This is a genomic window from Ferruginibacter yonginensis (genome assembly GCF_042651465.1).
Taxonomy (GTDB): domain Bacteria; phylum Bacteroidota; class Bacteroidia; order Chitinophagales; family Chitinophagaceae; genus Ferruginibacter; species Ferruginibacter yonginensis.
In genome coordinates, this window is the sequence record NZ_JBHSCZ010000001.1 from 1,347,298 (window position 1) to 1,369,255 (window position 21,958).

Below are 21,958 nucleotides of genomic sequence, written 5' to 3' on the forward strand. Positions count from 1 at the left end.
AATTTTTATTATGAATCTATTACATCATCTGGCGTACCAGCTTTTTTGTGATACATTGAGTATACAATGCTTCCGCTAATACAAACTACAATAACGGCTAATGAGGCCCACTCTGGTAAGTGCAAATAATGCGCTGGCACTCCTGCATAACTTAACATGGGTAGCAACATTTTTACACCAATAAAAAGTAACACAATGGCAATACCTTCTTGCAAATAATCGAACTTGCTTGCAGCGCCTCTCAATAAAAAAAACAAACTACGTAAACCAAGCACTGCAAAAATATTGGATGAATAAATCAACATTTTTTTTGAAGGATCAGGTATTACTGAAAAAACGGCTGGTATAGAATCTACAGCAAAAACAATGTCAATTAAACCTAACATTACCACTACCATTGCAAGTGTGGTGAAATATGTTTTACCATCTTTTTTAATCATGAATTGTCCGTTCGCTTCATCAGTAGTTGTTCGCATTAATTTTTTAAGGAAGATGTAGGCCCAGTTTTTTTGAGGATCAAATTCATCATCTTCATCGCTTGCAAACATTTTAATACCGGTAAATATGAGAAAGATGCCAAACAAATACATGATCCACCCGAACCTTGCCACCAACTCACTACCTAATGCAATAAATAATATTCTAAAAACTATGGCCATAAGTATACCCAAAAGTAATACCCTCGAATAGTTAACTTCTTTAACCTTAAAAAATGAAAAGATGATGATAAAAACGAAGATATTATCAATAGACAACGACCATTCTAACAAGTAAGCTGATATGTAAGAGATTGCATCTTTTTTACCATTACCCTCAGCATTTTCCCACCAAATAAAAGCACAAAATGCAAATGACAAAGCCACCCAAAATAAGGTTTGAATAATGGCTGTTTTTAAAGAAATTTTTTGATTTTTTTTACTGAGTAAACCCAAATCAAAAACAAGTGCCAATATAACCACCACACCAAAAACCAAGTATATTATTTGTTGTTTATCCATTATGAAAGAGTGTATTTTCTTTTACGCAACCACTGAAAAATTAGGGCGAAAAGCATTACCGTAACAATTGGTATTACGATATTGATGGTTTGCCAAAATAGTTTTTGATCGGCTGTTTTTTTTGTATCTAATAATTTTACAGTGTAATCTTTTGCTTTTGCTTCAGATAAACCATCGTCGCCCACCAAATAGTTTAATGCGTTTTGTAAAAAAGCCTTGTTAGCGAAAGGAAACTCTCTTTGTGTATCAAATGTATACACATTCATTCCCATTGGTATTGGGTTACCCTTTACTACAGCGTTTAAAACCATATCACCATCTGCCACTATGATAATTTTACCCTCCGTTAACGACTGTGGCATAAAACCAATGTTATATTTTGCCAAAGTATCGCTCATTGCAGTTGATAACCTATTGGCAAACATCGATTTAAATTTACCTTCTAACAACACTGCAATAGGCAGGTTCGCTTTTTTAAACTTAGCATCATCAGGTGCATTTACATTTTCGGTTACACTAATTATAGCTGGGGAGCCAATGGTACGGGCATTTGCAGATGAGCTTAATAAAATGGTTTTTTTAATACCCTCTGCTTCAACTGTATCAATAGTATTGGCAAATTTTGCTGCAACATAACCAATACCCTTGTTTATTGGATGGTTTGATTTGCTATCAATTACAGGAAAATAATTCCAAGGTAGCAATTCAAATTGACCATTACCGCTAACATCGAAAGGTAAAAAATCGCATTGTAAATCCATCAACAAATCAGCATTTACTCTTGCACCATAATTAAAAAACAAATCATTTAATTTTAAATCTCTATCAAAAGCGGTAACCTGTCCTTTTTTTGATTGAAGACTATCTAACTCAGCATTCAGCCGATCAACAAACACCAATAACTTACCACCATTCATAACATATTGATCAAGCTTTAACTTTGCTTCATCAGAAAAACCGATGGTTGGTTTTACAATAACCAAAGCTTGTATTGCGGTTGGAATAAACTTTGGAGAATTTAAATCGAATGTAAATAATTGATAATCGGGTTTCAATACATTTTCTACTAAATCGTAGGTATTTAACCTACCCAAATCAGCTTCTCCATTACCAACAGCATAACCAATTATTGGTTTTTGTGTTTGTGTTATTTTACTAATAGCTTCAGCAAATTTATACTCTAACAAAGCTTCGGCACTGCTCAGTTCAGCAAAGTTGATGATGGGTGTTTTGCCCTTATACAATTCAACAGGAAAAGTTTTATCTTGATAATGTACCAATGCAAAAGGAAATACATATTGTTGCTGTTGCCCCTCTTTTACTTGGCTTGTTAGGTTTATAGGCAGTAACCCCAACGCTGTTAAGGTATCTGCATAAGTAACTTCAGTTGAAGGCACAACATCAGCAGGATCTAAAAAATTAAATTGTATTTTATTACCAGCTACTTCTTTAAACTCTTGCAATATATCATTACTAGCATTTCCTAATTGTTTAAAACCTGCATTGGAAGTACCTTTTAAAAATACATCTATTGATATATTACCTTCTATTGGCTTACGTAATAGTTTTTTGGTTGCCGCACTTAAAGTAAACCGCTTTTCGCTGGTTAAATCAATACGGGTATGAAATAATGCGGCCACATAATTTAACAGAAGCATTAAAACGATTACAATTGCCCACCAAAATTTAGATTGAATAATTTTCTTGAACATGCTTATTTTTTGCTAATCGTTTTAACAGTAATAAAAAGTGACGCCAATATAACCGATACAAAATAGATGATATCTCTTGTATCCACTACACCTCTACTAATACTTTTGTAATGAAAATCTATACCTAACATTTGAATATAATAGTCTAAATAGCCTGTAAATACTGGTATTTTGCTTATAGCATTAAACCCAATATATAGTATTAAACATGTAAATCCACTTATTAAAAACGATACTACTGCATTGTTTGTAAAGGCACTACAACAAATACTAATAGCTGCAAAAACAGCTGCCAATAAATATAGCCCAATATAACTACCGATGATGCCGCCTGTATCAATAACACCTTGAGCACTCAATGCTTTAATGGTAATACTGTATAAAATAGTGGGTGTTAATAATATCAATAACACTAATAAAACACCAGCATATTTACCCCATACTATTTGCCAAGCTGTTAATGGCTTTGTTTTTAAAATTTCAAAAGTGCCCACTTTAAATTCATCTGCAAAACTGTGCATAGTAATGGCAGGAACAATAAATATAAACACCCATGGTGCTAATTCAAAAAAGCGATCAAGTGTGGCATAATTATTATCTAAAAGGCTACTTTCTGGCAATAAAAATAAAAATACCCCACACACTAATAAAAATAATACCAAAGCAATATAGCCTGTTAGGCTACTGAAAAACCTATTAAATTCTTTTTTGCAAATACTATACATCATTAATAAAATATGTGCAATTTAAGATTTATCAACTGAAACGATTGCTAATAAAATAACAGTACTTTATTTACCGAAAAATGAACACCGTCTTTCAAACTACTACTATTTGACGAACATAATTATGTGAATTTAAACTTTAAAAAAAGCAACAATGTTGCAATAATAATTATCGAAAATTTAACAATTAGTTAAAGAAATCAATAAATTCATATCCAGATTATTAAAACTAAAATCAAATTAAAATGAAAAAACTAGTAGGACTGATTTGCTACTGTGCATTGTTCACAGTAGGTTGTACAAAATCATCTATTGATGAAACAACAGATGTTACCAATGGATTGGCTGCAAACGAAGCACCCATTACCGCAAGACATTGTGCCTCTCAAGATGTGTTAGAAGCTCAATTAAAAGCTGACCCAACTTTAGCAAGCAGAATGCAAGCCATTGAAGAAGCAAGTTTAAGATTTCAACAAAACCCTGAACAATTTAGATTATTAGCAAATGGTATTATTGAAATACCAGTTGTTGTAAACGTTTTATACCGTACAGCAGCTGAAAATATTTCATTGGCACAAATACAATCACAAATTGATGTTTTGAATGCTGATTATAGTGGTACCAACCCTGATGCTGCAAATGTGCCAACTATTTTTCAAGGTGTTAAAGCAGGTGATGTAGGAATTCGTTTTGTATTAGACCAAGTAATAAGAAAAGCTACCAATAAAACAAGTTGGACTACCAACGATGCTATGAAAAAAACATCAGGAGGCGGTTTAAACCCTACTAGCCCTACTACTAAATTAAATATGTGGTGCTGTAATTTAAGTGGTGGTATTTTAGGCTATGCTCAATTCCCTGGCGGTAGCAGCGCAACTGATGGTGTTGTTATGGATAACAACGCTTTTGGTGTTACCACAACAGGCGCACCATATAATAAAGGTCGTACCGCTACACATGAAGTTGGCCACTGGTTAAACTTACGTCATATTTGGGGTGATGCTCAATGCGGTAATGATTTAGTAAGTGATACGCCTTTACATACGGGTGCAAACTATGGTTGCCCTGCTGCTGGTGTAAGAAGCACATGTAGTGGTACACCTGTAATGATGACGATGAACTATATGGATTATACTGATGACTTATGTATGTATATGTTTAGCGCAGGCCAAAAAGCTAGAATGAAAGCAACATTTGCAACAGGCGGTGGTAGAACAGGTTTTGCTCAACCATAATTATATCTAAAACTTTAAGTTTACCAAAACTAAAAAAGCGAAAACATATTGTTTTCGCTTTTTTTATTAATCAATCATACATCCTCAACAAACTTTACACGGCAAAACTTTCACCGCAACCGCAGCTTCTGCTAGCGTTGGGGTTATTGAAAAAGAAACCTTTTCCATTTAAACCGTCACTAAATTCTAATTCAGTATTTACTAAATATAAAAAACTCTTTAAATCGGTAACTATTTTTACGCCTTTATCTTCAAACACTTGATCCATTGGTTTTACCTCGTTATCAAAATCCATTTTATAACTCAAACCACTGCACCCACCACCTACTACACCTACTCTTAAAAAATAAGACGCATCATCAGCAACACCAGATTCTTCCATTAAGCTCAACACTTTCTGTTTTGCTTTATCTGAAATATAAATTGCATTTTCTAAAGTTGCTGTTGAGGCAACTGCTGTTTGCGTTTCCATAACCATCCAATTTTTTCTTTTAACAAACTAAAACGTTCAATACTAGTGTACTACACTTTCTTCAAACTTAATTTGCTCTAAACCATTTTTTGCACGGTAATCGTTAATAGCCGCTTTAATAGCATCTTCTGCTAATACTGAACAGTGAATTTTTACCGGAGGTAAATTTAACTCCTCCACAAAATCCATGTTATCAACCTTTAAAGCTTCGTCAACACTTTTACCTTTTAACCACTCTGTAGCTAATGATGATGATGCAATGGCTGAACCACAACCAAACGTTTTAAATTTTGCATCAGTAATAATACCCGTAGCATCATCAACCTGAATTTGCAAACGCATAACATCGCCACACTCTGGCGCTCCTACTAAACCTGTTCCTACTGACTTATCTGATTTATCAAGTGTTCCTACATTTTTAGGATTTTGATAATGATCTATTAATTTTTCTGAGTATGCCATATCCTTAATTTTTAAAAACCTGTTTATAATTAATACAAAGCTATCGATAATCTTTACAAGCTGTACATTTTAGTGTGCCGCCCATTCAATACTGTTCAAATCAATACCTTCTTTATACATTTCCCAAAGTGGGCTCATTTCTCTTAGTTTGATTACTGTTTCGCTAATTGCTTTTACCGTGTAATCAATTTGTTCTTCAGTTGTAAACCTACCCAAGCCAAAACGTAGCGAACTGTGTGCCAAATCGTCGCCCAAGCCCAATGCTTTTAATACATACGAAGGCTCTAACGATGCTGAAGTACATGCTGAACCTGAGCTTAAAGCAATATTTTTATTAAAACCCATCAACAAGCCTTCGCCTTCAACATGTTTAAATGAAATATTAGCCACATGTGGTAAACGATGCTCTCTGCTACCATTTACATATGCTTCTTCCAATAACAACAAGGCATTTTCCAACTTATCCCTTAGTTTACTAATACGTTTTGCATCAGCATCCATCTCTAACATACACAATTCACATGCTTTACCAAAGCCTACTATACCTGGCACATTCAAAGTACCACTACGCATACCTCTTTCGTGGCCACCGCCATCCATTTGAGCCGTAACTTTAACACGAGGGTTTTTACGGCGAACATACAATGCACCCACACCTTTTGGTCCGTACATTTTATGTGCTGTAAACGCCATTAAATCAATACCATCTTTATTAACATCAACCGGTATTTTACCTACTGCTTGTGTTCCATCAGTAAATACCAAAACGCCGTGTTTACGAGCAATAGCACTAATTTCTTTCATAGGCATTACGGTACCAATTTCGTTATTGGCATACATAATCGAAATCAAAATAGTGTTAGGCTTTATAGCAGCTTCTAACTCAGCTAAATCAATTAAACCATCAGGTTTTACTTGTAAATATGTTACTTCAGCACCCAATTTTTCAAGGTGTTTACAAGTATCTAAAACGGCTTTATGCTCAGTGGTAGCTGTAATAATGTGGTTACCTTTTTGGGCGTACATTTCAAAAACCCCTTTAATACCTAAGTTATCTGCCTCAGTAGCACCACTAGTAAAAATAATTTCTTTAGGGTCAGCGCCAATTAACTTAGCCACTTGCTCCCTAGCATAATCAACCGCTTCTTCAGCTTTCCAGCCAAAAGGGTGGTTTCTACTTGCCGCATTTCCAAAATCCTCTAAAAAATAGGGTGTCATAGCTTCCAAAACCCTCGGATCCATTGGGGTTGTGGCATTATTATCCAAATAAATGGGCAATTTCAACATAATATCTTTCTTTAATTAGTGTAAAATTACTACAAAGGTTCTACTTTAGCGTTTCGAAATAAAGAATTTTAAAGAATGCTACAGCCTGAACACATTGGTATTGCAGTTAAAAATTTAGCAACATCTGTTCCGTTATTTGAAAAACTGCTGAATAGTCAGTGCTACAAAACTGAAACTGTTGAAAGTGAACAAGTAAATACAGCCTTTTTTAAAACTGGCGAAACCAAAATAGAGCTGCTAGAAAGTGCTACGACCGATGGTGTAATTGCCAAATTTATCGAAAAAAAAGGCGAAGGCATACACCATATTGCCTTTGAAGTAACTGATATTGAGGCAGAAATGCAGCGTTTGCAAAACGAGGGCTTTACCTTACTTAACGCAACCCCCAAAAAAGGAGCCGATAATAAATTAGTGTGTTTTTTACACCCAAAAGGTACCAATGGTGTGTTGGTAGAGTTGTGTATGACCCTTCCTTAGTTTTTTGGGGCTGTCAACTTTTCCTATAAATCGGCATTGGTTCGCTGCCCACCTACAATCTTTTGTTCGTTCCTCACAAAAGTATTTTCGGCTAAGCAGCGCAGCCATTCAACTTTTTTAGCTTTAAGGAGCAACTGCAAATGTGTTAAACGGTTATTGAATATTATTGCAGCCTGCTATATTTGACCATTCAAAAATTAAGATAGATGCTGTATTTTTTTATTTTGCTAGCCATTGTCATAATTGCTACTGTAGTTTTTTTGCAATCGCCAAAATTTGGCTCCTTACCAAAAGGTAAACGCTTAGCAACCTTACAGCAATTGCCCAACTATAAAAACAAACAATTTCAAAATATACACCCAACACCCGATTTGGCAGAAGATGTAACGTATTGGAAAGTACTCAAAGATTTTATTTTTAATAAAAACAAACACCTAAAACCAACACAGCCCATACCCTCAAAAAAAACAAACTTACATGCGTTGCCCATTAATGATGATGTATTGGTTTGGTTTGGGCATTCATCGTACTTTTTTCAAACTGATGGCATTAAATTTTTAGTTGACCCTGTATTGAGTGGTGCAGCATCGCCCCTGCCCTTATCGGTTCAAAGCTTCGCCGGTACTGATGTGTATGGCGTTCATGATATTCCCAATATTGATTATTTAATTATTAGCCACGACCATTGGGATCACCTCGATTATAAAACCATTAAAGCATTACAGCCCAACATAAACAAAGTAATTTGTGGTTGGGGCGTTGGTGCACATTTTGAAAAATGGGGGTATACTGCTGAACAAATCATTGAAAAAAACTGGAACGAACAATTTACCCTTCATCAGGGTTTTACTATCAACACTGTACCTGCTAGGCATTTCTCTGGCAGGGGTTTACAACGCAACACATCATTATGGCAATCGTATGCATTAAAAACACCTACAAAAAATATTTTTATTGGTGGCGATAGTGGTTACGATACACATTTTAAAACTGCTGGAGAGGCTTTAGGCCCCTTTGATTGGGCTATTTTAGAGTGCGGCCAATACGATTATAGTTGGAAATATATTCACATGATGCCGCATGAGGTGTTACAAGCTGCGGCTGATTTAAAAGCAACCCAATTATTACCGTTGCATTGGGGTAAATTTAAATTAGCCAACCATAATTGGTACGACCCTATTGTAACACTTACGCAGCTTTCTAATAACACCATACCCATTGCTACACCAATGATTGGCGAAACTTTACAACTACAGCAAACCCCTACCGTTCAAAAATGGTGGGAGCCATTATTATAAAAATGTGTTGGTAAATAATTGATTCATAGGCGGCATTTGTTGTTCAATTTGCTGTGTTTGCATCCATTGCAAATAAGCGGTTACTTTGTCAGGTTCCATAATACCCCAATTTTGTTCGTTGCCATAATATTTATTGGAGTATTGCTGGCTTGCCCTTAAAAAGTCTTCAGCATTATAAGGCGGCGGTACATGTTTTTTTAAAATAGCAACAGCTTCATCAATATGATTAGCTGCATATAAGTAACCCTTTTTGGTGGCTTGTAAAAAATTTTTATACGTATGTTCATTTGCAAATGCTACATGTTCATTTACTAACAATACGGGTGAGTATCCATAAGGGATACCATAATCACTCAATTTAAAATGGGTGGTAGCAATGCCTTCTGTTGCTGCGGCTACACCTTCCCAGTTATCAAAAATCCAAGTAGCAGCTGCTTTATGAGCTAGCAACGTATCCCAAATACCTAATTTATCAGGATAAATAATTTCTACAGCACCTTCACCGCCATCATTATTTACCATTTGCTGCACAATCAAATCTTCATACTTGGCTTTGTATGATGCATATTTTTTACCCACCAATTGTTTAGGTGAGGTAATGCCACTGTCTTTTAAAACTACCACACTACTAACATCTTCTTTAAAAATGGTAGCAATTGCAATCGCATTAAAAGGTTGCTTTTTGGTACGGTAACTAATTACACTTTCAAACGGACATAAAGCCACATCAGCTAGTTGTAATTCCACTTTTTTTGCTGGTGTAATAGCATAATTATCATCACTAGGTAATTGAAAAGAAACATCGATAGCCACATCTTTATAAAAACCCAACGCTGCTGCTATAATAAAACCAGTGTGGTTCGTATTTATCGTCCAATCAAGTGCTACTTTTAATTGCTGCATGGTGCTTCATTAATTTTTAGTGCTGTTTTTCAGTATTTCATCTAACGCCAACCGCTTTTTTGTTTTCAGCGCTTTAAAAAAACTAGGTGTTAAACCGGTTACTTTTTTAAACTGGTTTGAAAAATGACCTAAACTACTATAGTGCAATTTAGTGGCGATTGCTGATAATGATAGCTCATTGTAGGTAATTAATTCTTTGGCTCGTTCAATTTTTTGTACGATGATAAATTGTTGTATGGTATAACCAGTGGTTTCGCTAAACAAATTCGCCATGTAAGGATAATCACCTTCCAATTTTTCGCTAATGTAGGCAGAGTATGTTTTTTCAGGCGCCTCGTTAGAGTAATGCACCATATCAATGATAGCAGTTTTAATTCGCTCAATTTGAATCAATTTATTATCAATCATTAACTCCAAGCCCATTTTATGCAATGTTTTTTGTATAACACTTAACTGAGTAACATCTACATCGCCATCAATGTCCACTTCTCCTAAACCAACATTTTTGATTGTTAATCCTAACGCTGATAATTTTTCTTTTACCATCAACTTGCAACAATTACTCACCATGTATTTGATGTATAATTTCATAAATCTTTTTTGAGGTATATTGAAAAAACAATGCCACTCAATAGTGGCACTCAAAAAATTTAACGATTGCAAGTAATAAAACAGTTAATTAGGAAAGCGCTGCTGTTGTAAAGCATCAAAATCTTTAACATAATTAGGATGCTCTGTTTTTAACAAACGATCCCAAAATCGAAAATAAAGCCCATAATTACCTTTAAAATGATGATGGTGCATATTGTGGTATACAGAAGTGTTGAGCACTTTAAATAACACAGAATTTCTAAACCACTTGGGCGTTATTTCAAACCCTAAATGGCCATAAACATTTATGATAAATGATGATAAGGTGAACAAGAAAATGCTAAGTATATGCATAGGCATGGTGAACAATAAAATTGGCAAAATCAATGCTTCAGTAAAAGCCTCCAATATGTGAAAAGAATATGAAGCCCAAGGAGAAGGATTGGTTGATTGATGGTGCACCAAGTGAGTATATTTAAATATTTTTTTATGATGTAATAAGCGGTGCATCCAATAAAAATAGGTATCGTGTATAATGAGGGCCAACAATACATTTAAAGGAACCCACCATAACGGATAATCATGTAAATTTTTATACATTAATGTGTACTTATTTAAAGGCGAATAAACAAATAACATACCCACCAAAGCTATAACCACACTTGATTGTAGCGAATGTATAATTTCATTTACATATTGCTTTTTATTGTGTAATCGTTGCTGAATTTGACTACGATTGAATGATTGTTTAAAAAAGTGATAACATAAAAAAAAGGGTACTCCTGCAAAAACTACATACCTCAAAATAGTTATGCCATATATCTTCAAAAAACCAAAAACAAGCTCCATAAAAATATTTTTATAAAAGTACCTATTAGTAGAAAATATAAGATGTTATAAATGCAATAAAGTTTAAAACAAACAGATTTTAGTTTCAAAATAGATGAACGGTATAACAAAACACTTTTTACAATGTATATTCACTTTACAAAACTATTATACATGAAATTATTTTTTTGCGCTTTAGCATGTATTGCGTTACAATTTAATAGCAACGCTCAAAACAACGAAGCCTATTTTTTAAGTAGCCCAACCTTAACACCTGATGCACAAACCGTTATTTTTAGCTTTGAAGGCGATTTGTGGAAAGCATCTATTAAAAATGGAGAAGCAACAAGGCTTACAGCTATGCAAGGCTACGAAACAAATGCAAGGGTTTCGCCAGACGGTAAATTGGTTGCATTTACGGGACGTCAATTTGGTAATAATGATGTATTTGTTATGCCAATTGATGGTGGCAATATTCAGCAAATTACTTTTCACAGCGGTAATGATGAGGTAAGTAGTTGGAGTTGGGATAGTAAAGAGATATATTTTAACAGCAACCGTATGGGGCAAATTGCTGGTTATAAAGTAAATGCAAAAGGCGGTACACCAACCCGAATTTTTGGCGATTACTTTTTTCAGTATGATCATAATTTGGCAGCACACCCAACATCGGGAGAAATATTTTTTAATGATACTTGGGAAAGCAGCAACCAAGTTCAACGCAAGCGCTATAAAGGTGCATTTAATCCTGATATTCAGTCTTATAACATAAACACAAAACAGTATAAAAAGTACACCACTTGGGAAGGAAAAGATTTTGGAATTACGATTGATAAAAACGGTCGCTGTTATTTTATTTCTGATGAAACCAATGGCGAATACAATTTATATAGTTTAGATAATGGTAAAAAAACAGCCCTCACCCAGTTTAAAACATCGATAAAATCGCCACAAGTAAATGCAAATGGTGGTACTGTTGTTTTTGAAAAAAATTATCAATTATGGGTGTATGATGTAGCATCAAAAAATGAAAAAAAATTAAACATCACCCTTAACCGCAATAGCATTTTAGGTAAAGAGAAAGACTTTGAAGTAAGGGGTAGAATCTCCAATTTTGATATATCACCCGACGGTAAAAAAATGGCTTTTACTAGCCGAGGAGAATTGTTTGTAAGTGATGTAGAAGGAAAATTTACCCAACAAATAAATAAAGGCAATACTGAAAGAGCCATTGAAGTAAAATGGTTGAGCGATAATAAAACACTCTTATTTAACCAAACCATTAATGGTTACCTAAATTGGTATACTATTGGGGCCGATGGTAAAACTGCATTAAAACAAATTACTAACGAAAATAAAGACGGTCGCAATATTGCCCTCAATAAAGAACGTACCCAAGCTGTTTATTTATGTGGTAGAGATGAAGTGCGATTGCTTGATTTAAAAACGTTGCAAAACAGCACTTTGGTGAAAGAAGAAATTTGGGGCTTCCAAAATTCAGCACCAAGTTTTTCACCGGGTGACCAATATGTAATGTTTACAGCATTCCATGCATTTGAGCAAGATATAATGGTTCATAATTTACAATCACACAAAACCATTAACCTCACCAATACAGGCATTACAGAGGCAAGCCCTATGTGGTCGCCAGATGGCCAATACATTTATTTTGAAAGTGCTCGTTTAAAACCTGCCTATCCGCTAGGTCAGGATAATCCTCACATATACAGCCTAGCTTTAGAAAAAATAGATGAGCCTTTTAAATCAGACAAGTACAATGATTTGTTTAAAGATGAAAAGAAAGATACCACCAAAAAAACACCCACTGATGTAACGGTTTCTATTGATGCTGATAATATTATGAACCGCATTAATTTGGTGAGCCCAGCTTTTGGTTCACAAGAACTAATTGCCGTTTTACAAAAGGGCGATAAAACATATGTTTTATATAACAGCGACCACAGCGAAGGCCGTAACAGTTTATGGAAAACTGTAATTGAACCATTTGAAGAAAACAAAACTGAAAAAATAATTGGGGCTGATAGAACCTCAGATATTGTTGCCATAAGTGACAAATATTTTGTACTAGCTGGAGGAGCTATCAACAAATTAAATTTAGATGGCAATAAGGCTGACATCATCAACATCAGCAATACTTTCAGAAGAAATTTACAAGCCGAGTTTGCACAAATTTTCGAAGAAGCTTGGGCCAAAATGGAAATTAATTACTACGATGAAAATTTCCATGGGGTTGATTGGAAAAAAACAAAAGCAACCTACGCAACTTATTTGCCATACCTTAATACCCGAGCCGACCTTAGGGTATTGCTGAACGATATGTTAGGCGAACTCAACTCATCGCACCAAGGTTTTAATACATCGGGTGATGACGAAACCATTAGTTTACAAAATCGTACTATGGAAACTGGTATTATTTTCGAAAATAATAACCCTTATAAAGTAAAGTATGTTGTTAAACGAAGTAATGCGGATAAAAAAAATGTTGATGTATTACCTGGCGACGTATTGGTGAAAGTAAATAATGAAAGTGTTGATGAAAACATTGATAGAAATTATTATTTCAGCAAACCATCAATAGACAAAGAAATTACACTCACTTTTAAAAGAGGTATACAAGAGATAGTTACTAAAATACACCCTCAAGTAAACCTCTTTAATAATTTGTACGACGAGTGGATTCAAAACAACCAAAAACGTGTTGATGAAAAAAGTAACAATCGTATTGCATACAGCTGCATGAAAAATATGAGTACAAGTGAGTTAGAAAACTTTATAATTGATATGACGCAAGAACTCAATAATAAAGCAGCTTTAATACTTGATTTACGTTACAACACAGGTGGTAATGTTCATGATGAAGTATTGAAATTTTTAGCCCAAAAATCATATTTAAAATGGAAATACCGTGAAGGAAGTTTAGCCAACCAAAGCAACTTTGCACCAAGTGATAAACCAATTGTTTTATTGATTAATGAACAATCGTTAAGCGATGCCGAAATGACCGCCAATGGTTTTAAAGCACTAAAGCTAGGTACCATAATTGGTAACGAAACCTACCGTTGGATCATTTTTACAACTAGCGCAGGTTTGGTTGATGGATCATCCGTTCGGTTACCAAGTTGGGGCTGTTACACTTTAGATGGTAAAGATTTGGAAATAAATGGCGTACAGCCAGATATTAAAGTGCTCAATACATTTGAAGATAAACTACAAAATAAAGACCCTCAACTCGATAGGGCCATCAATGAAATCTTAAAACAATTAAAATAATATTATGAAAAAAATAGCTGTATTGTATATTCTTTCAAACGGACGAGTGGCTGCTATTAATAAAAAAGATGGTAGCATTGTATGGGAAATAAAACTAAAAACCTACGTAGGTAAAAGTTTAAATTACAGTATTGGTCAAATTACTGTTGAAGATGATAAACTTTACATTGGTGTTACTGGCATTTTAATATGCCTTAATACTAAAGATGGTTCTCTAGTTTGGTTAAATGAGTTAAAGGGTTGGGGTTATGGTTTTGTAAGTATAGGTAATGCTGGCAACGAAAGTAATGGTGCCCAAAGCATGCAAAATGCACAAGCTGCTGCAGTAGTTGCAACAACAGTTGCAACTACTGGCTAAATAGCTTTTAAGCCGCCAAAGCTAATTGCTTTGGCGGCTTTTTTTCAATTTTTTACTGCAAAAAAGGATTATTCAAACGCTCAGCACCAATGGTTGTTACTGGGCCATGTCCGCTGTACACCTTTGTATCATTAGGCAATACCATTAATTGTGTTTGTATACTTTGTATGAGCTGCTCATAGTTGCCACCAGGTAAATCCGTACGGCCAATACTATTTTTAAAAAGCACATCGCCTCCAATCACAAAACCTCCAGCTTCATTATAAAAACTTACACTCCCTGGGCTATGGCCGGGTGTAAAAAATATTTTCAAAACATCATCACCAATTGATAATGTATCATTTTCAGTAATATAAATAAAAGCTCCGCTATAATTATCAAACGGCATATTGTACATTAAACCGCTGGCAGGGGCAAAGTCTAATACTTGCTTTTCTAACGTATGTATATGTAAAATAAGCTGGTATTGCTCCGCAACGTATTTATTACCAAAAACATGGTCAAGGTGGCAATGGGTATTCACCAAAAGCTTTGGAGTTAGTTGTTTTTGCGTAATAAACTGCGACAATGCCTCTTTTTCACTGTCAAAATAACAACCCGGATCAATGATAATACACTCGTTAAATTCGTTATAAAGTACGTAAGTATTTTCTTGAATAGGGCTAAATTCGAATGATTTTACAGTGAGCATTTTGCTTATTTTAAAATGATTTTAATGGTAATATTTAATAAACTAATTTTAAGACTCAATATAATAGATAAGTATGGCAAAGTTCAGTAGAATATTTTTTATTTCATTGTTTTTCATATTAACCCAATTAGCCAGTAAAGCACAGGTAAATGCAGTTACTTTTGGTAAAAACAGGGTACAGTATAAAAAACTGAAATGGCAATATTACCAATCCCAAAACTTCAATGTATACTTTTACGAAGGTGGACAAGAGCTAGCAAAATTTGTAGTACAAGCAGCAGAAAAAGAGTTGCCTCAATTAGAAGCTGCTGCTGAGTATAGCTTACAACGCCGTGCCAATATTATATTGTACAATGATTATGCTGATAGAAAGCAAACCAACATCGGACTCGAAACAGATATCATCAGTGCAGGCAATGTAACCACTTTAGTTAACAACAAAATGGTGGTTTATTACGATGCCAATCACTACAACCTAAAGCGCCAAATACGCCAAGGCATTGCTGATATTATTACAAAAAATGTATTGTTTGGCGACGATTTAGGCGAAGTAGCTAGTAACCAAACTTTGCTTGATTTACCAAAATGGCTTACAGATGGCTATGTACGTTACTTAGGCGAAAACTGGAGTACTGATTTGGATGATGAACTAAAAAGTGAAATTTTAAGCGGTAACTACACAAAATTTTCATCGTTCGCATTTGATAAACCCGATATTGCTGGCCATGCATTTTGGTATTTTATTGAAGAGAAATATAAAAAAGAGAACGTAACGTACTTTTTATATTTAGCCCGTATCTACAAAAACTTAAACAAAGCTAGTAGGCAAATTACCAAACTCAGTTTTAAAGAATTACAGCAGCAATTTATGGAGTACCAAGATGATAAGTATTCTAAAGATGTAATAAAGCGTAGGGCTTACCCTAAAGGCAATTATATTGATGGTTTCGATATCAGTAAACGCCTTAATTATTATCGTTTCAATGTAAATCCTAACAAAAAAAATAACGATTACGTTGTTACGCAATTCAAAAAAGGTAAAGTTCGTTTGATTTTAAATAGTGGTTACGAAAACAAAACCTTATTAAAATACGGTACTCGTTCATACGAAGCAGAAATTAACCCTAGCTACCCTATTGTAGCATGGGACCCCAAAGGCACTCGTATTTCTGTAATTTATAAAACAGAAGGCAAGCTTAAATTATTTGTGTATGATGTATTGAGCAATTTTAAAACATACAACTACGATTTAACAGAAGAGTTTGACCAAGTACAAGATGTAAAATATATGCTTGATAGCCGTACGCTATTATTATCTGCTGTAAAAAATGGCCATGCAGATATTTATACGTTTGCTATTGAAAAAGATAAAGTAACCAAAATCACTAATGATGTTTATGATAATTTAGATGCATCGTTTGTGGCATTTCCAAACAAAACGGGCATTATTTTCAGTAGTAACCGCCCAAGCCCAGCTGCTAAAACAGGCGATACAGTGTTACCAAGCAACAACCGTTTCAACATATTTTTAATTACCGATTTTGGCGATAAACCTGAGCTTAATCAAATAACGCAGTTAACCAATTTAAAGTATGGTAATGCCCGTTACCCTGCTCAATACAATAATAATCACTTTACTTTTGTAAGTGATGAAAATGGTATCAAAAACCGTTACGCAGGTTTCTTTACCACAAAATCAGAAGGGCTTGACACATTGGTCATTATAAATGATGAAATTTTACGTAACCCAACTGAAAAGCAGGTTGATAGTACGCTTAAAGTGTTTAAGAAAACGGATGTGGATTCTGTTGCCATAGTTGCAGTAACGTCAGATTCAACATATACCTTCCCTCTAACTAATTACCCAAGTTCATTAGCAGAAACAAGAATTGCCGGTGATAATAATCAAGTAAGTGAAGTAACCAGACAAAGTGATGAAAAGATATTGTACAAACTTAAAATTGATGACAATACTTTAAGGCGCCGTAATGTAACTGCTCAACCTACTGAATATGCTAAAAAGTTAATGAGAGAAAGTAGGTTAACAACTACCAAAGCTGATATTCAAAGTAAAGATGCCACACCCCCAAGTGCTGAAACTATTAAAAAGTTAGAACAGCAAGATGTTTTTCAAAACGAGTTCAGCAAGCCGGATACGGATAGTTCAAAAACCAATAATACTCAGCCAGCGCCAACCCAAGTTTTAAAAGATGATGATAAGGTTTTAGAAAGAGTAAAACTGTATCCTTATAAACCTAAAAAGTTTTCAGTTGATTATGGTTCTGTTGCATTGAACAGCAGCATCTTACTCAATCGTTATTCACCTTACCTTGGAGGTTCAGGCCCAATTATGTTGAACAGTGGCTCACCGCTGAACGGCTTGTTTAGATTAGGCACATCTGATTTAATGGAAGATATTAAAATAAATGGTGGCTTTAAAATAGGCACTAATTTAAAAGATAATGAGTGGTTGCTTAACTATCAAAATTTAAAAAGAAGAATTGATTGGGGTTTAACCTATTACCGTAATGTACAGTCAATAGGGTTTCAAGTAACAACCGGCTCTAGTTCGCCTATATTTTTAGATGGTAAACAATATACCAACTTATACCAAGCCAATATTTCATACCCATTTGATGAAACTAAAAGCATACGTTTTAGTACTGGTATACGGTCAGATAATCAGTTTGTACAGGCCAATCAATTATTACCGATTTCATTAACCTTCGATAATAATAAAACCTTGTACCAAACATCGCATTTAGAATTTGTGTATGATAATAGCATCAATACAGCTATGAATATTTACCATGGTGAAAGGGCAAAAGTATATGCTGATTTTAATAGGCAAATTAGCAAAGTAAAATTTTCTGATGGACCAAACACATACAATATTGGTTTTGATGCTAGGGTGTACTATCCTATTTATAAAAACTTTATTTGGGCTGGTAGAGCAGCAGGTGATTTTAGTTTTGGTAACCAAAAACTCATTTACTATTTAGGTGGTGTTGATGGTTGGTTAATGTTTGGTAACAATGTAAAGAAAGATGGTAGCGACCGTTATTTTATTACCAACAATCCGCCAGCTACTGATCAAAACTATGCATTCCAAAGTTTGGCAGTTAACATGAGAGGCTTTATACAAAATATTGCTAGTGGAAACAATGCGGTGGTCATAAATAGTGAATTTAGGTTACCTGTGTTTACCACCTTATTTGATAAAACCATCAACAATGCCTTTATCAGAAACTTTCAATTAACACAGTTCATTGATTTAGGTACGGCATGGAACGGAACATACCAAGGCATTAAACGCCCTAACATTGTTTACTCAAACGGCGGCCCTGTTACTGTTAATGTAAAAGCAGGTGGTGTTGGTCCGTTTGCTGGTGGTTATGGGTTTGGTGCACGTAGCACTTTGCTTGGCTACTTTATTAAGTTTGATGCTGGCTGGCAAATGAACGGTTTCTTTAAAGGCAAACCAGTTACTTATTTATCACTAGGGTTAGATTTTTAATACAATTTTATATAGCATAAAAAAGTGGTCAACATTAAAAGTTGGCCACTTATTATTTTACAGTAGGTTGAGAACGATGTTTGAAATTTTTAAAAATTAACCAACAACAAGCGGTAAAAAATGTAAATACAATGGCTACACTCCAAGTACGTAAATGTTGCAAAGGATTAACACATCTGTCATAAATTTCTATTACTAAAACCGATGGTTGCTGCAATACATCCCAACTATTAAAACGCAAAAACCTGCCTAAATAAACACCAAAACCACTTAAAAATAAACAACCAATTATAATGATGTAACTCATTTGCTTTGTAACTATTTTTTGTAAATACATTTCAACATTTATCAATGATGATAAGCCCAACAATAAACTGGTAAAAGTGGCTGTAAAAAGTAACATAGCATCATACCAAATAGGTATTACAACCCGTTCTTTTAAATGAACAAAATCTGTAATTACATAAAACGAGTTGGGTAAAAACAATAGCCATGCAATAAAAAGTAGGGTTGTTTTAAATGAAATTTTTGGAAGAGCTTGCACGAAAAAATTACTTAAATAATACGGTACGAAAGCCAAAAAAACATTCCATATTAAAAATACATAAGTGACGGTTTCACTTAAAGCCACCCTTACCCCTAATAATACCAACATACAAGCTAGCAAAAGTATTAATGATGTATATTTCATTTAATTAAATTTATACGGTTTGAAATAAGATGATAATATGCTTACCAAAAATGAGTACGCCACAAATAGCAGCAATGATGCCTGTTACTAACACAGCGCCAGCTGCGGTATCTTTTATAATTTTTATAAGAGGGTGCAGGCTATCCGCTACAAAATCACAAGCTTTTTCAATAGCTGTATTAAAAATTTCAGCTGATAAAACAGCGCCAATATTAAGTAAAACAATAAGCCATTCTGCGTAGGAAAATGATAATAGCAACCCCATACAAATCACTATCAATGCTACACTTAATTCTATTTTAAAATTTTTTTCTGATGTAAATGCGTAGCGTAATCCATCAATAGCGAATAAAATGGATACAAATAATTTTTTCATGATGCGTTATTTGTTGAATATTAAATGTTGTAAATGTTCGGTAGGTTGCGGTACAATAGCAAACCAATCCCATGTACTTAAATCACTGGCCTGTTTACCGCTTCGATAGGCAATTCTAAACTGCCGCCAATACTCAGGCATGGTAATAAACCCATATAACACCGTAGCTATAACAGGAAAAGATACATGGCCATTACCCAGCATAAATGTTTGTAAGCACACTTCTCCTTCATCAGTAGTATCGTATTGTAATAAGATATGCTTTATATCATGTTTGGCATAATAAGGCAACAACTGTAAATTTCGTTGTACTAAAAACTGTTGTAACGCAAAGCCCAAGCTACCTTGTGGCATGGCTGAAAGTTGTTGCATACTGTAAGGAAAAGGCTTCGGCTTACGCACTATTTTTAAAAATGGTAAAGCCAAATGATGGGTTAAAAACACCAATAATGCAGATCGAATTTGTTTTAAAAAATGATACATGTTTTATTTAATTAAAAGTGCTTTGTATTTCAAAGTATTAATACAAAAAAAATTACTTAGTGGCTTTAATCATCGCTTCAAGGGCAGCAATATGCGCTTTAAATTGTTTTTCACCTAGTTTGGTTAATGTATAGGTAGTATTTGTTTTTTTACCTATAAAGCCTTTTTCAACTTTAATAATTTGGTGCTCTTCCAACGCTTTTAAATGACTGGCTAAATTACCATCTGTAATATCTAACAACTCTTTAAGGCTATTAAAATTTACATGGCTATTTACCATGAGGGCACTCATTATACCAAGGCGTACCCTACTATCAAATAATTTATTTAAAGCTTGTATAGGATTGTTCATAACGATTACGATGCTGAAGTATTTTTTTCATAAGTAGCCCACATATAAATACCATAAGCAATATGCATGATACCGAAACCCAATGCCCAAAAATATAAACCATACCCTTCAAACCAACAATTTACAATACCTAAAATAATTTGTGCATAACCTAAATAACGAATTTCATGCAAAGTATATTTACTAGCATTTACCAATGCCAATCCGTAAAAAATTAAACAACCCGGTGCTACTAAACCCAACGTGCCATGCCCTACCATATGCATTAAAAAAATAGCACCCACCAATAATGGTACGCTTACGTTGATCATTAAACGCTTAGCGGTACTGCCCCATAATGGCACACCCTGTTGCTTACTTTTACGCCATGTAAATATAAATGCTGTTGCAAAAGCCATTACAAATGTGCCCAATGCAATATAAAATAACCAAGTGTTTAACAAAACGGCATAACTATTGGCCATTAACTGCTCTGTTGCTAAACGTTCATTAATAAATAATGATTTTTGCAATGTAGTATAGGGATAGGCTAACCAAGCCCCTACCAATGCACAAATACCTGCACTAATGCCGCTCCAACCACTCAAACTAATAAAACGACTGCTGCGTTCCATCATGGTATTTATATGCTCAATAGCTGCTGCTGCTTGTTGTTGTTCATTCATAAAAAGCACTTTGAATAACAAAGTAAAAGAAAATTTCAATACAATTAAACCCACAGCTTAAAAAAAATAAAATGAAGTAAGTTTTAACAAAGTATATGACGTTGCATCATTTTACAAAATGCACACATAAACTTGCGAATAAAGGAGCCCATAACATAATGGCCAAAGTAATAATAAAAGTAAATAGTGTATCAGTAATTTTATAAGGTTTACCTGTAATACCATATAAAACTTGGTGCTTTCTATTGGTGGCGCCCCTATAGTGTAATCGCAATGTTTCTTTGTGTAGAAGTAGTGAAAGCCAATCAAAGAAGTGAAATAGTAAAAAAACAAGTATGGGCGTTGTTAAAAACCCAACACTTAGGTAAAAAAAATCACCATCTACTTTTAATAAAATATAAACCAACGTCGCTACTAAGCTAATACCTGGTATTATTAATTGTAAGGGTAATTTTATCCCAAAAAAATCAACTAATTGCAAAAAAGTAAATGATAAGAAAATGCCACTAAATAGTATGATTATTTCAAGAGTGGTCATTACTTATA

22 protein-coding genes are annotated in these 21,958 nt (G+C 34.3%); 6 read left to right on the forward strand and 16 right to left on the reverse strand.

Annotated elements, in window-relative coordinates:
* Positions 1-8: 8 nt before the first annotated feature.
* Genes ACFOWM_RS05895 through ACFOWM_RS05905 form a run of 3 tightly spaced genes read right to left on the reverse strand, consistent with a single transcriptional unit; the run spans position 9 to position 3,438 of the window.
* Positions 9-998: a TerC/Alx family metal homeostasis membrane protein gene (locus tag ACFOWM_RS05895; protein WP_379707768.1), complete on the reverse strand. Its 990-nt coding sequence runs from the start codon at positions 996-998 to the stop codon at positions 9-11.
* Positions 998-2,710: a gliding motility-associated ABC transporter substrate-binding protein GldG gene (gene gldG, locus ACFOWM_RS05900; protein ID WP_379707770.1), complete on the reverse strand. Its 1,713-nt coding sequence runs from the start codon at positions 2,708-2,710 to the stop codon at positions 998-1,000. The genes ACFOWM_RS05895 and gldG overlap by 1 nt, the downstream gene beginning before the upstream one ends.
* A gap of 2 nt (positions 2,711-2,712) precedes the next feature.
* Complete coding sequence (locus tag ACFOWM_RS05905) at positions 2,713-3,438, reverse strand: ABC transporter permease subunit (protein ID WP_379707772.1); 726 nt, start codon at positions 3,436-3,438, stop codon at positions 2,713-2,715.
* A gap of 242 nt (positions 3,439-3,680) precedes the next feature.
* Here ACFOWM_RS05905 and ACFOWM_RS05910 point away from each other — a divergent pair, with 242 nt between their 5' ends.
* The gene (locus tag ACFOWM_RS05910) at positions 3,681-4,670 is read left to right on the forward strand and encodes a zinc metalloprotease (RefSeq protein WP_379707774.1); all 990 of its coding nucleotides are present in this window, start codon (positions 3,681-3,683) and stop codon (positions 4,668-4,670) included.
* A gap of 94 nt (positions 4,671-4,764) precedes the next feature.
* Here the strand turns inward: ACFOWM_RS05910 and ACFOWM_RS05915 are convergent, their stop codons facing one another.
* The 3 genes from ACFOWM_RS05915 to ACFOWM_RS05925 form a co-directional block, all read right to left on the reverse strand.
* A complete protein-coding gene (locus ACFOWM_RS05915) occupies positions 4,765-5,142 on the reverse strand; it encodes a HesB/IscA family protein (protein WP_379707776.1) in 378 nt (125 codons plus the stop codon).
* A gap of 42 nt (positions 5,143-5,184) precedes the next feature.
* Positions 5,185-5,604, reverse strand: coding sequence for a Fe-S cluster assembly scaffold IscU (gene iscU, locus ACFOWM_RS05920; protein WP_379707778.1), 420 nt, complete (start codon positions 5,602-5,604; stop codon positions 5,185-5,187).
* Between the two features lie 69 nt (positions 5,605-5,673).
* Positions 5,674-6,891: an IscS subfamily cysteine desulfurase gene (locus tag ACFOWM_RS05925; RefSeq protein WP_449267375.1), complete on the reverse strand. Its 1,218-nt coding sequence runs from the start codon at positions 6,889-6,891 to the stop codon at positions 5,674-5,676.
* 75 nt (positions 6,892-6,966) lie between these two features.
* On the opposite strand from ACFOWM_RS05925, the gene mce reads away from it, so the two are divergent.
* Positions 6,967-7,368, forward strand: a complete 402-nt coding sequence (gene mce / locus ACFOWM_RS05930) for a methylmalonyl-CoA epimerase (protein WP_379707780.1) — start codon at positions 6,967-6,969, stop codon at positions 7,366-7,368.
* Positions 7,369-7,574: 206 nt separating this feature from the next.
* Positions 7,575-8,666 (forward strand): MBL fold metallo-hydrolase, encoded by a 1,092-nt coding sequence (locus tag ACFOWM_RS05935; protein ID WP_379707782.1) that lies wholly within the window; start codon positions 7,575-7,577, stop codon positions 8,664-8,666.
* Here the strand turns inward: ACFOWM_RS05935 and ACFOWM_RS05940 are convergent.
* The 3 genes from ACFOWM_RS05940 to ACFOWM_RS05950 all read right to left on the reverse strand — a co-directional run bounded on the left by ACFOWM_RS05940 (position 8,661) and on the right by ACFOWM_RS05950 (position 11,009).
* Positions 8,661-9,569 carry an ABC transporter substrate-binding protein gene (locus ACFOWM_RS05940; RefSeq protein WP_379707784.1) on the reverse strand — a complete coding sequence of 303 codons (909 nt, stop codon included), beginning with the start codon at positions 9,567-9,569 and terminating at the stop codon, positions 8,661-8,663. The genes ACFOWM_RS05935 and ACFOWM_RS05940 overlap by 6 nt on opposite strands.
* 9 nt (positions 9,570-9,578) lie before the next feature.
* Complete coding sequence (locus tag ACFOWM_RS05945; protein WP_379707786.1) at positions 9,579-10,160, reverse strand: helix-turn-helix domain-containing protein; 582 nt, start codon at positions 10,158-10,160, stop codon at positions 9,579-9,581.
* 84 nt (positions 10,161-10,244) lie between these two features.
* Positions 10,245-11,009 carry a sterol desaturase family protein gene (locus ACFOWM_RS05950; protein WP_379707788.1) on the reverse strand — a complete coding sequence of 255 codons (765 nt, stop codon included), beginning with the start codon at positions 11,007-11,009 and terminating at the stop codon, positions 10,245-10,247.
* A 153-nt stretch (positions 11,010-11,162) separates the two neighbouring features.
* Between ACFOWM_RS05950 and ACFOWM_RS05955 the strand changes: the two genes are divergently transcribed.
* A complete protein-coding gene (locus ACFOWM_RS05955) occupies positions 11,163-14,279 on the forward strand; it encodes a S41 family peptidase (protein ID WP_379707790.1) in 3,117 nt (1,038 codons plus the stop codon).
* 4 nt (positions 14,280-14,283) lie between these two features.
* A complete protein-coding gene (locus ACFOWM_RS05960) occupies positions 14,284-14,637 on the forward strand; it encodes an outer membrane protein assembly factor BamB family protein (RefSeq protein ID WP_379707792.1) in 354 nt (117 codons plus the stop codon).
* A 52-nt stretch (positions 14,638-14,689) separates the two neighbouring features.
* Here ACFOWM_RS05960 and ACFOWM_RS05965 read toward each other — a convergent pair whose 3' ends face one another.
* Entirely contained in the window at positions 14,690-15,328 is a 639-nt protein-coding gene (locus ACFOWM_RS05965; protein WP_379707794.1) for an MBL fold metallo-hydrolase, read from the reverse strand.
* A 73-nt stretch (positions 15,329-15,401) separates the two neighbouring features.
* Between ACFOWM_RS05965 and ACFOWM_RS05970 the strand changes: the two genes are divergently transcribed.
* A complete protein-coding gene (locus ACFOWM_RS05970) occupies positions 15,402-18,845 on the forward strand; it encodes a hypothetical protein (RefSeq protein WP_379707796.1) in 3,444 nt (1,147 codons plus the stop codon).
* Between the two features lie 52 nt (positions 18,846-18,897).
* Here the strand turns inward: ACFOWM_RS05970 and ACFOWM_RS05975 are convergent, their stop codons facing one another.
* From ACFOWM_RS05975 to ACFOWM_RS06000, 6 genes are all read right to left on the reverse strand, one after another.
* A complete protein-coding gene (locus ACFOWM_RS05975; RefSeq protein ID WP_379707798.1) occupies positions 18,898-19,536 on the reverse strand; it encodes a DUF1361 domain-containing protein in 639 nt (212 codons plus the stop codon).
* A gap of 10 nt (positions 19,537-19,546) precedes the next feature.
* Positions 19,547-19,912, reverse strand: coding sequence for a diacylglycerol kinase family protein (locus ACFOWM_RS05980; protein ID WP_379707800.1), 366 nt, complete (start codon positions 19,910-19,912; stop codon positions 19,547-19,549).
* A gap of 6 nt (positions 19,913-19,918) precedes the next feature.
* Positions 19,919-20,395, reverse strand: coding sequence for a hypothetical protein (locus ACFOWM_RS05985; RefSeq protein ID WP_379707802.1), 477 nt, complete (start codon positions 20,393-20,395; stop codon positions 19,919-19,921).
* 52 nt (positions 20,396-20,447) lie between these two features.
* The gene (locus ACFOWM_RS05990; protein WP_379707804.1) at positions 20,448-20,747 is read right to left on the reverse strand and encodes a winged helix-turn-helix domain-containing protein; all 300 of its coding nucleotides are present in this window, start codon (positions 20,745-20,747) and stop codon (positions 20,448-20,450) included.
* Positions 20,748-20,752: 5 nt separating this feature from the next.
* Positions 20,753-21,412 carry a hypothetical protein gene (locus ACFOWM_RS05995; protein ID WP_379707806.1) on the reverse strand — a complete coding sequence of 220 codons (660 nt, stop codon included), beginning with the start codon at positions 21,410-21,412 and terminating at the stop codon, positions 20,753-20,755.
* A gap of 106 nt (positions 21,413-21,518) precedes the next feature.
* The gene (locus ACFOWM_RS06000; protein WP_379707808.1) at positions 21,519-21,950 is read right to left on the reverse strand and encodes a hypothetical protein; all 432 of its coding nucleotides are present in this window, start codon (positions 21,948-21,950) and stop codon (positions 21,519-21,521) included.
* Positions 21,951-21,958 lie beyond the last annotated feature (8 nt).

What these genes read in the sequence shown, in the direction of transcription:
- ACFOWM_RS05895 (WP_379707768.1), bottom strand. Translation starts at nt 998, where the DNA reads ATGGATAAACAACAAATAATATACTTGGTTTTTGGTGTGGTGGTTATA.
- gldG (WP_379707770.1), bottom strand. Translation starts at nt 2,710, where the DNA reads ATGTTCAAGAAAATTATTCAATCTAAATTTTGGTGGGCAATTGTAATC.
- ACFOWM_RS05905 (WP_379707772.1), bottom strand. Translation starts at nt 3,438, where the DNA reads ATGATGTATAGTATTTGCAAAAAAGAATTTAATAGGTTTTTCAGTAGC.
- ACFOWM_RS05910 (WP_379707774.1), top strand. Translation starts at nt 3,681, where the DNA reads ATGAAAAAACTAGTAGGACTGATTTGCTACTGTGCATTGTTCACAGTA.
- ACFOWM_RS05915 (WP_379707776.1), bottom strand. Translation starts at nt 5,142, where the DNA reads ATGGAAACGCAAACAGCAGTTGCCTCAACAGCAACTTTAGAAAATGCA.
- iscU (WP_379707778.1), bottom strand. Translation starts at nt 5,604, where the DNA reads ATGGCATACTCAGAAAAATTAATAGATCATTATCAAAATCCTAAAAAT.
- ACFOWM_RS05925 (WP_449267375.1), bottom strand. Translation starts at nt 6,891, where the DNA reads ATGTTGAAATTGCCCATTTATTTGGATAATAATGCCACAACCCCAATG.
- mce (WP_379707780.1), top strand. Translation starts at nt 6,967, where the DNA reads ATGCTACAGCCTGAACACATTGGTATTGCAGTTAAAAATTTAGCAACA.
- ACFOWM_RS05935 (WP_379707782.1), top strand. Translation starts at nt 7,575, where the DNA reads ATGCTGTATTTTTTTATTTTGCTAGCCATTGTCATAATTGCTACTGTA.
- ACFOWM_RS05940 (WP_379707784.1), bottom strand. Translation starts at nt 9,569, where the DNA reads ATGCAGCAATTAAAAGTAGCACTTGATTGGACGATAAATACGAACCAC.
- ACFOWM_RS05945 (WP_379707786.1), bottom strand. Translation starts at nt 10,160, where the DNA reads ATGAAATTATACATCAAATACATGGTGAGTAATTGTTGCAAGTTGATG.
- ACFOWM_RS05950 (WP_379707788.1), bottom strand. Translation starts at nt 11,009, where the DNA reads ATGGAGCTTGTTTTTGGTTTTTTGAAGATATATGGCATAACTATTTTG.
- ACFOWM_RS05955 (WP_379707790.1), top strand. Translation starts at nt 11,163, where the DNA reads ATGAAATTATTTTTTTGCGCTTTAGCATGTATTGCGTTACAATTTAAT.
- ACFOWM_RS05960 (WP_379707792.1), top strand. Translation starts at nt 14,284, where the DNA reads ATGAAAAAAATAGCTGTATTGTATATTCTTTCAAACGGACGAGTGGCT.
- ACFOWM_RS05965 (WP_379707794.1), bottom strand. Translation starts at nt 15,328, where the DNA reads ATGCTCACTGTAAAATCATTCGAATTTAGCCCTATTCAAGAAAATACT.
- ACFOWM_RS05970 (WP_379707796.1), top strand. Translation starts at nt 15,402, where the DNA reads ATGGCAAAGTTCAGTAGAATATTTTTTATTTCATTGTTTTTCATATTA.
- ACFOWM_RS05975 (WP_379707798.1), bottom strand. Translation starts at nt 19,536, where the DNA reads ATGAAATATACATCATTAATACTTTTGCTAGCTTGTATGTTGGTATTA.
- ACFOWM_RS05980 (WP_379707800.1), bottom strand. Translation starts at nt 19,912, where the DNA reads ATGAAAAAATTATTTGTATCCATTTTATTCGCTATTGATGGATTACGC.
- ACFOWM_RS05985 (WP_379707802.1), bottom strand. Translation starts at nt 20,395, where the DNA reads ATGTATCATTTTTTAAAACAAATTCGATCTGCATTATTGGTGTTTTTA.
- ACFOWM_RS05990 (WP_379707804.1), bottom strand. Translation starts at nt 20,747, where the DNA reads ATGAACAATCCTATACAAGCTTTAAATAAATTATTTGATAGTAGGGTA.
- ACFOWM_RS05995 (WP_379707806.1), bottom strand. Translation starts at nt 21,412, where the DNA reads ATGAATGAACAACAACAAGCAGCAGCAGCTATTGAGCATATAAATACC.
- ACFOWM_RS06000 (WP_379707808.1), bottom strand. Translation starts at nt 21,950, where the DNA reads ATGACCACTCTTGAAATAATCATACTATTTAGTGGCATTTTCTTATCA.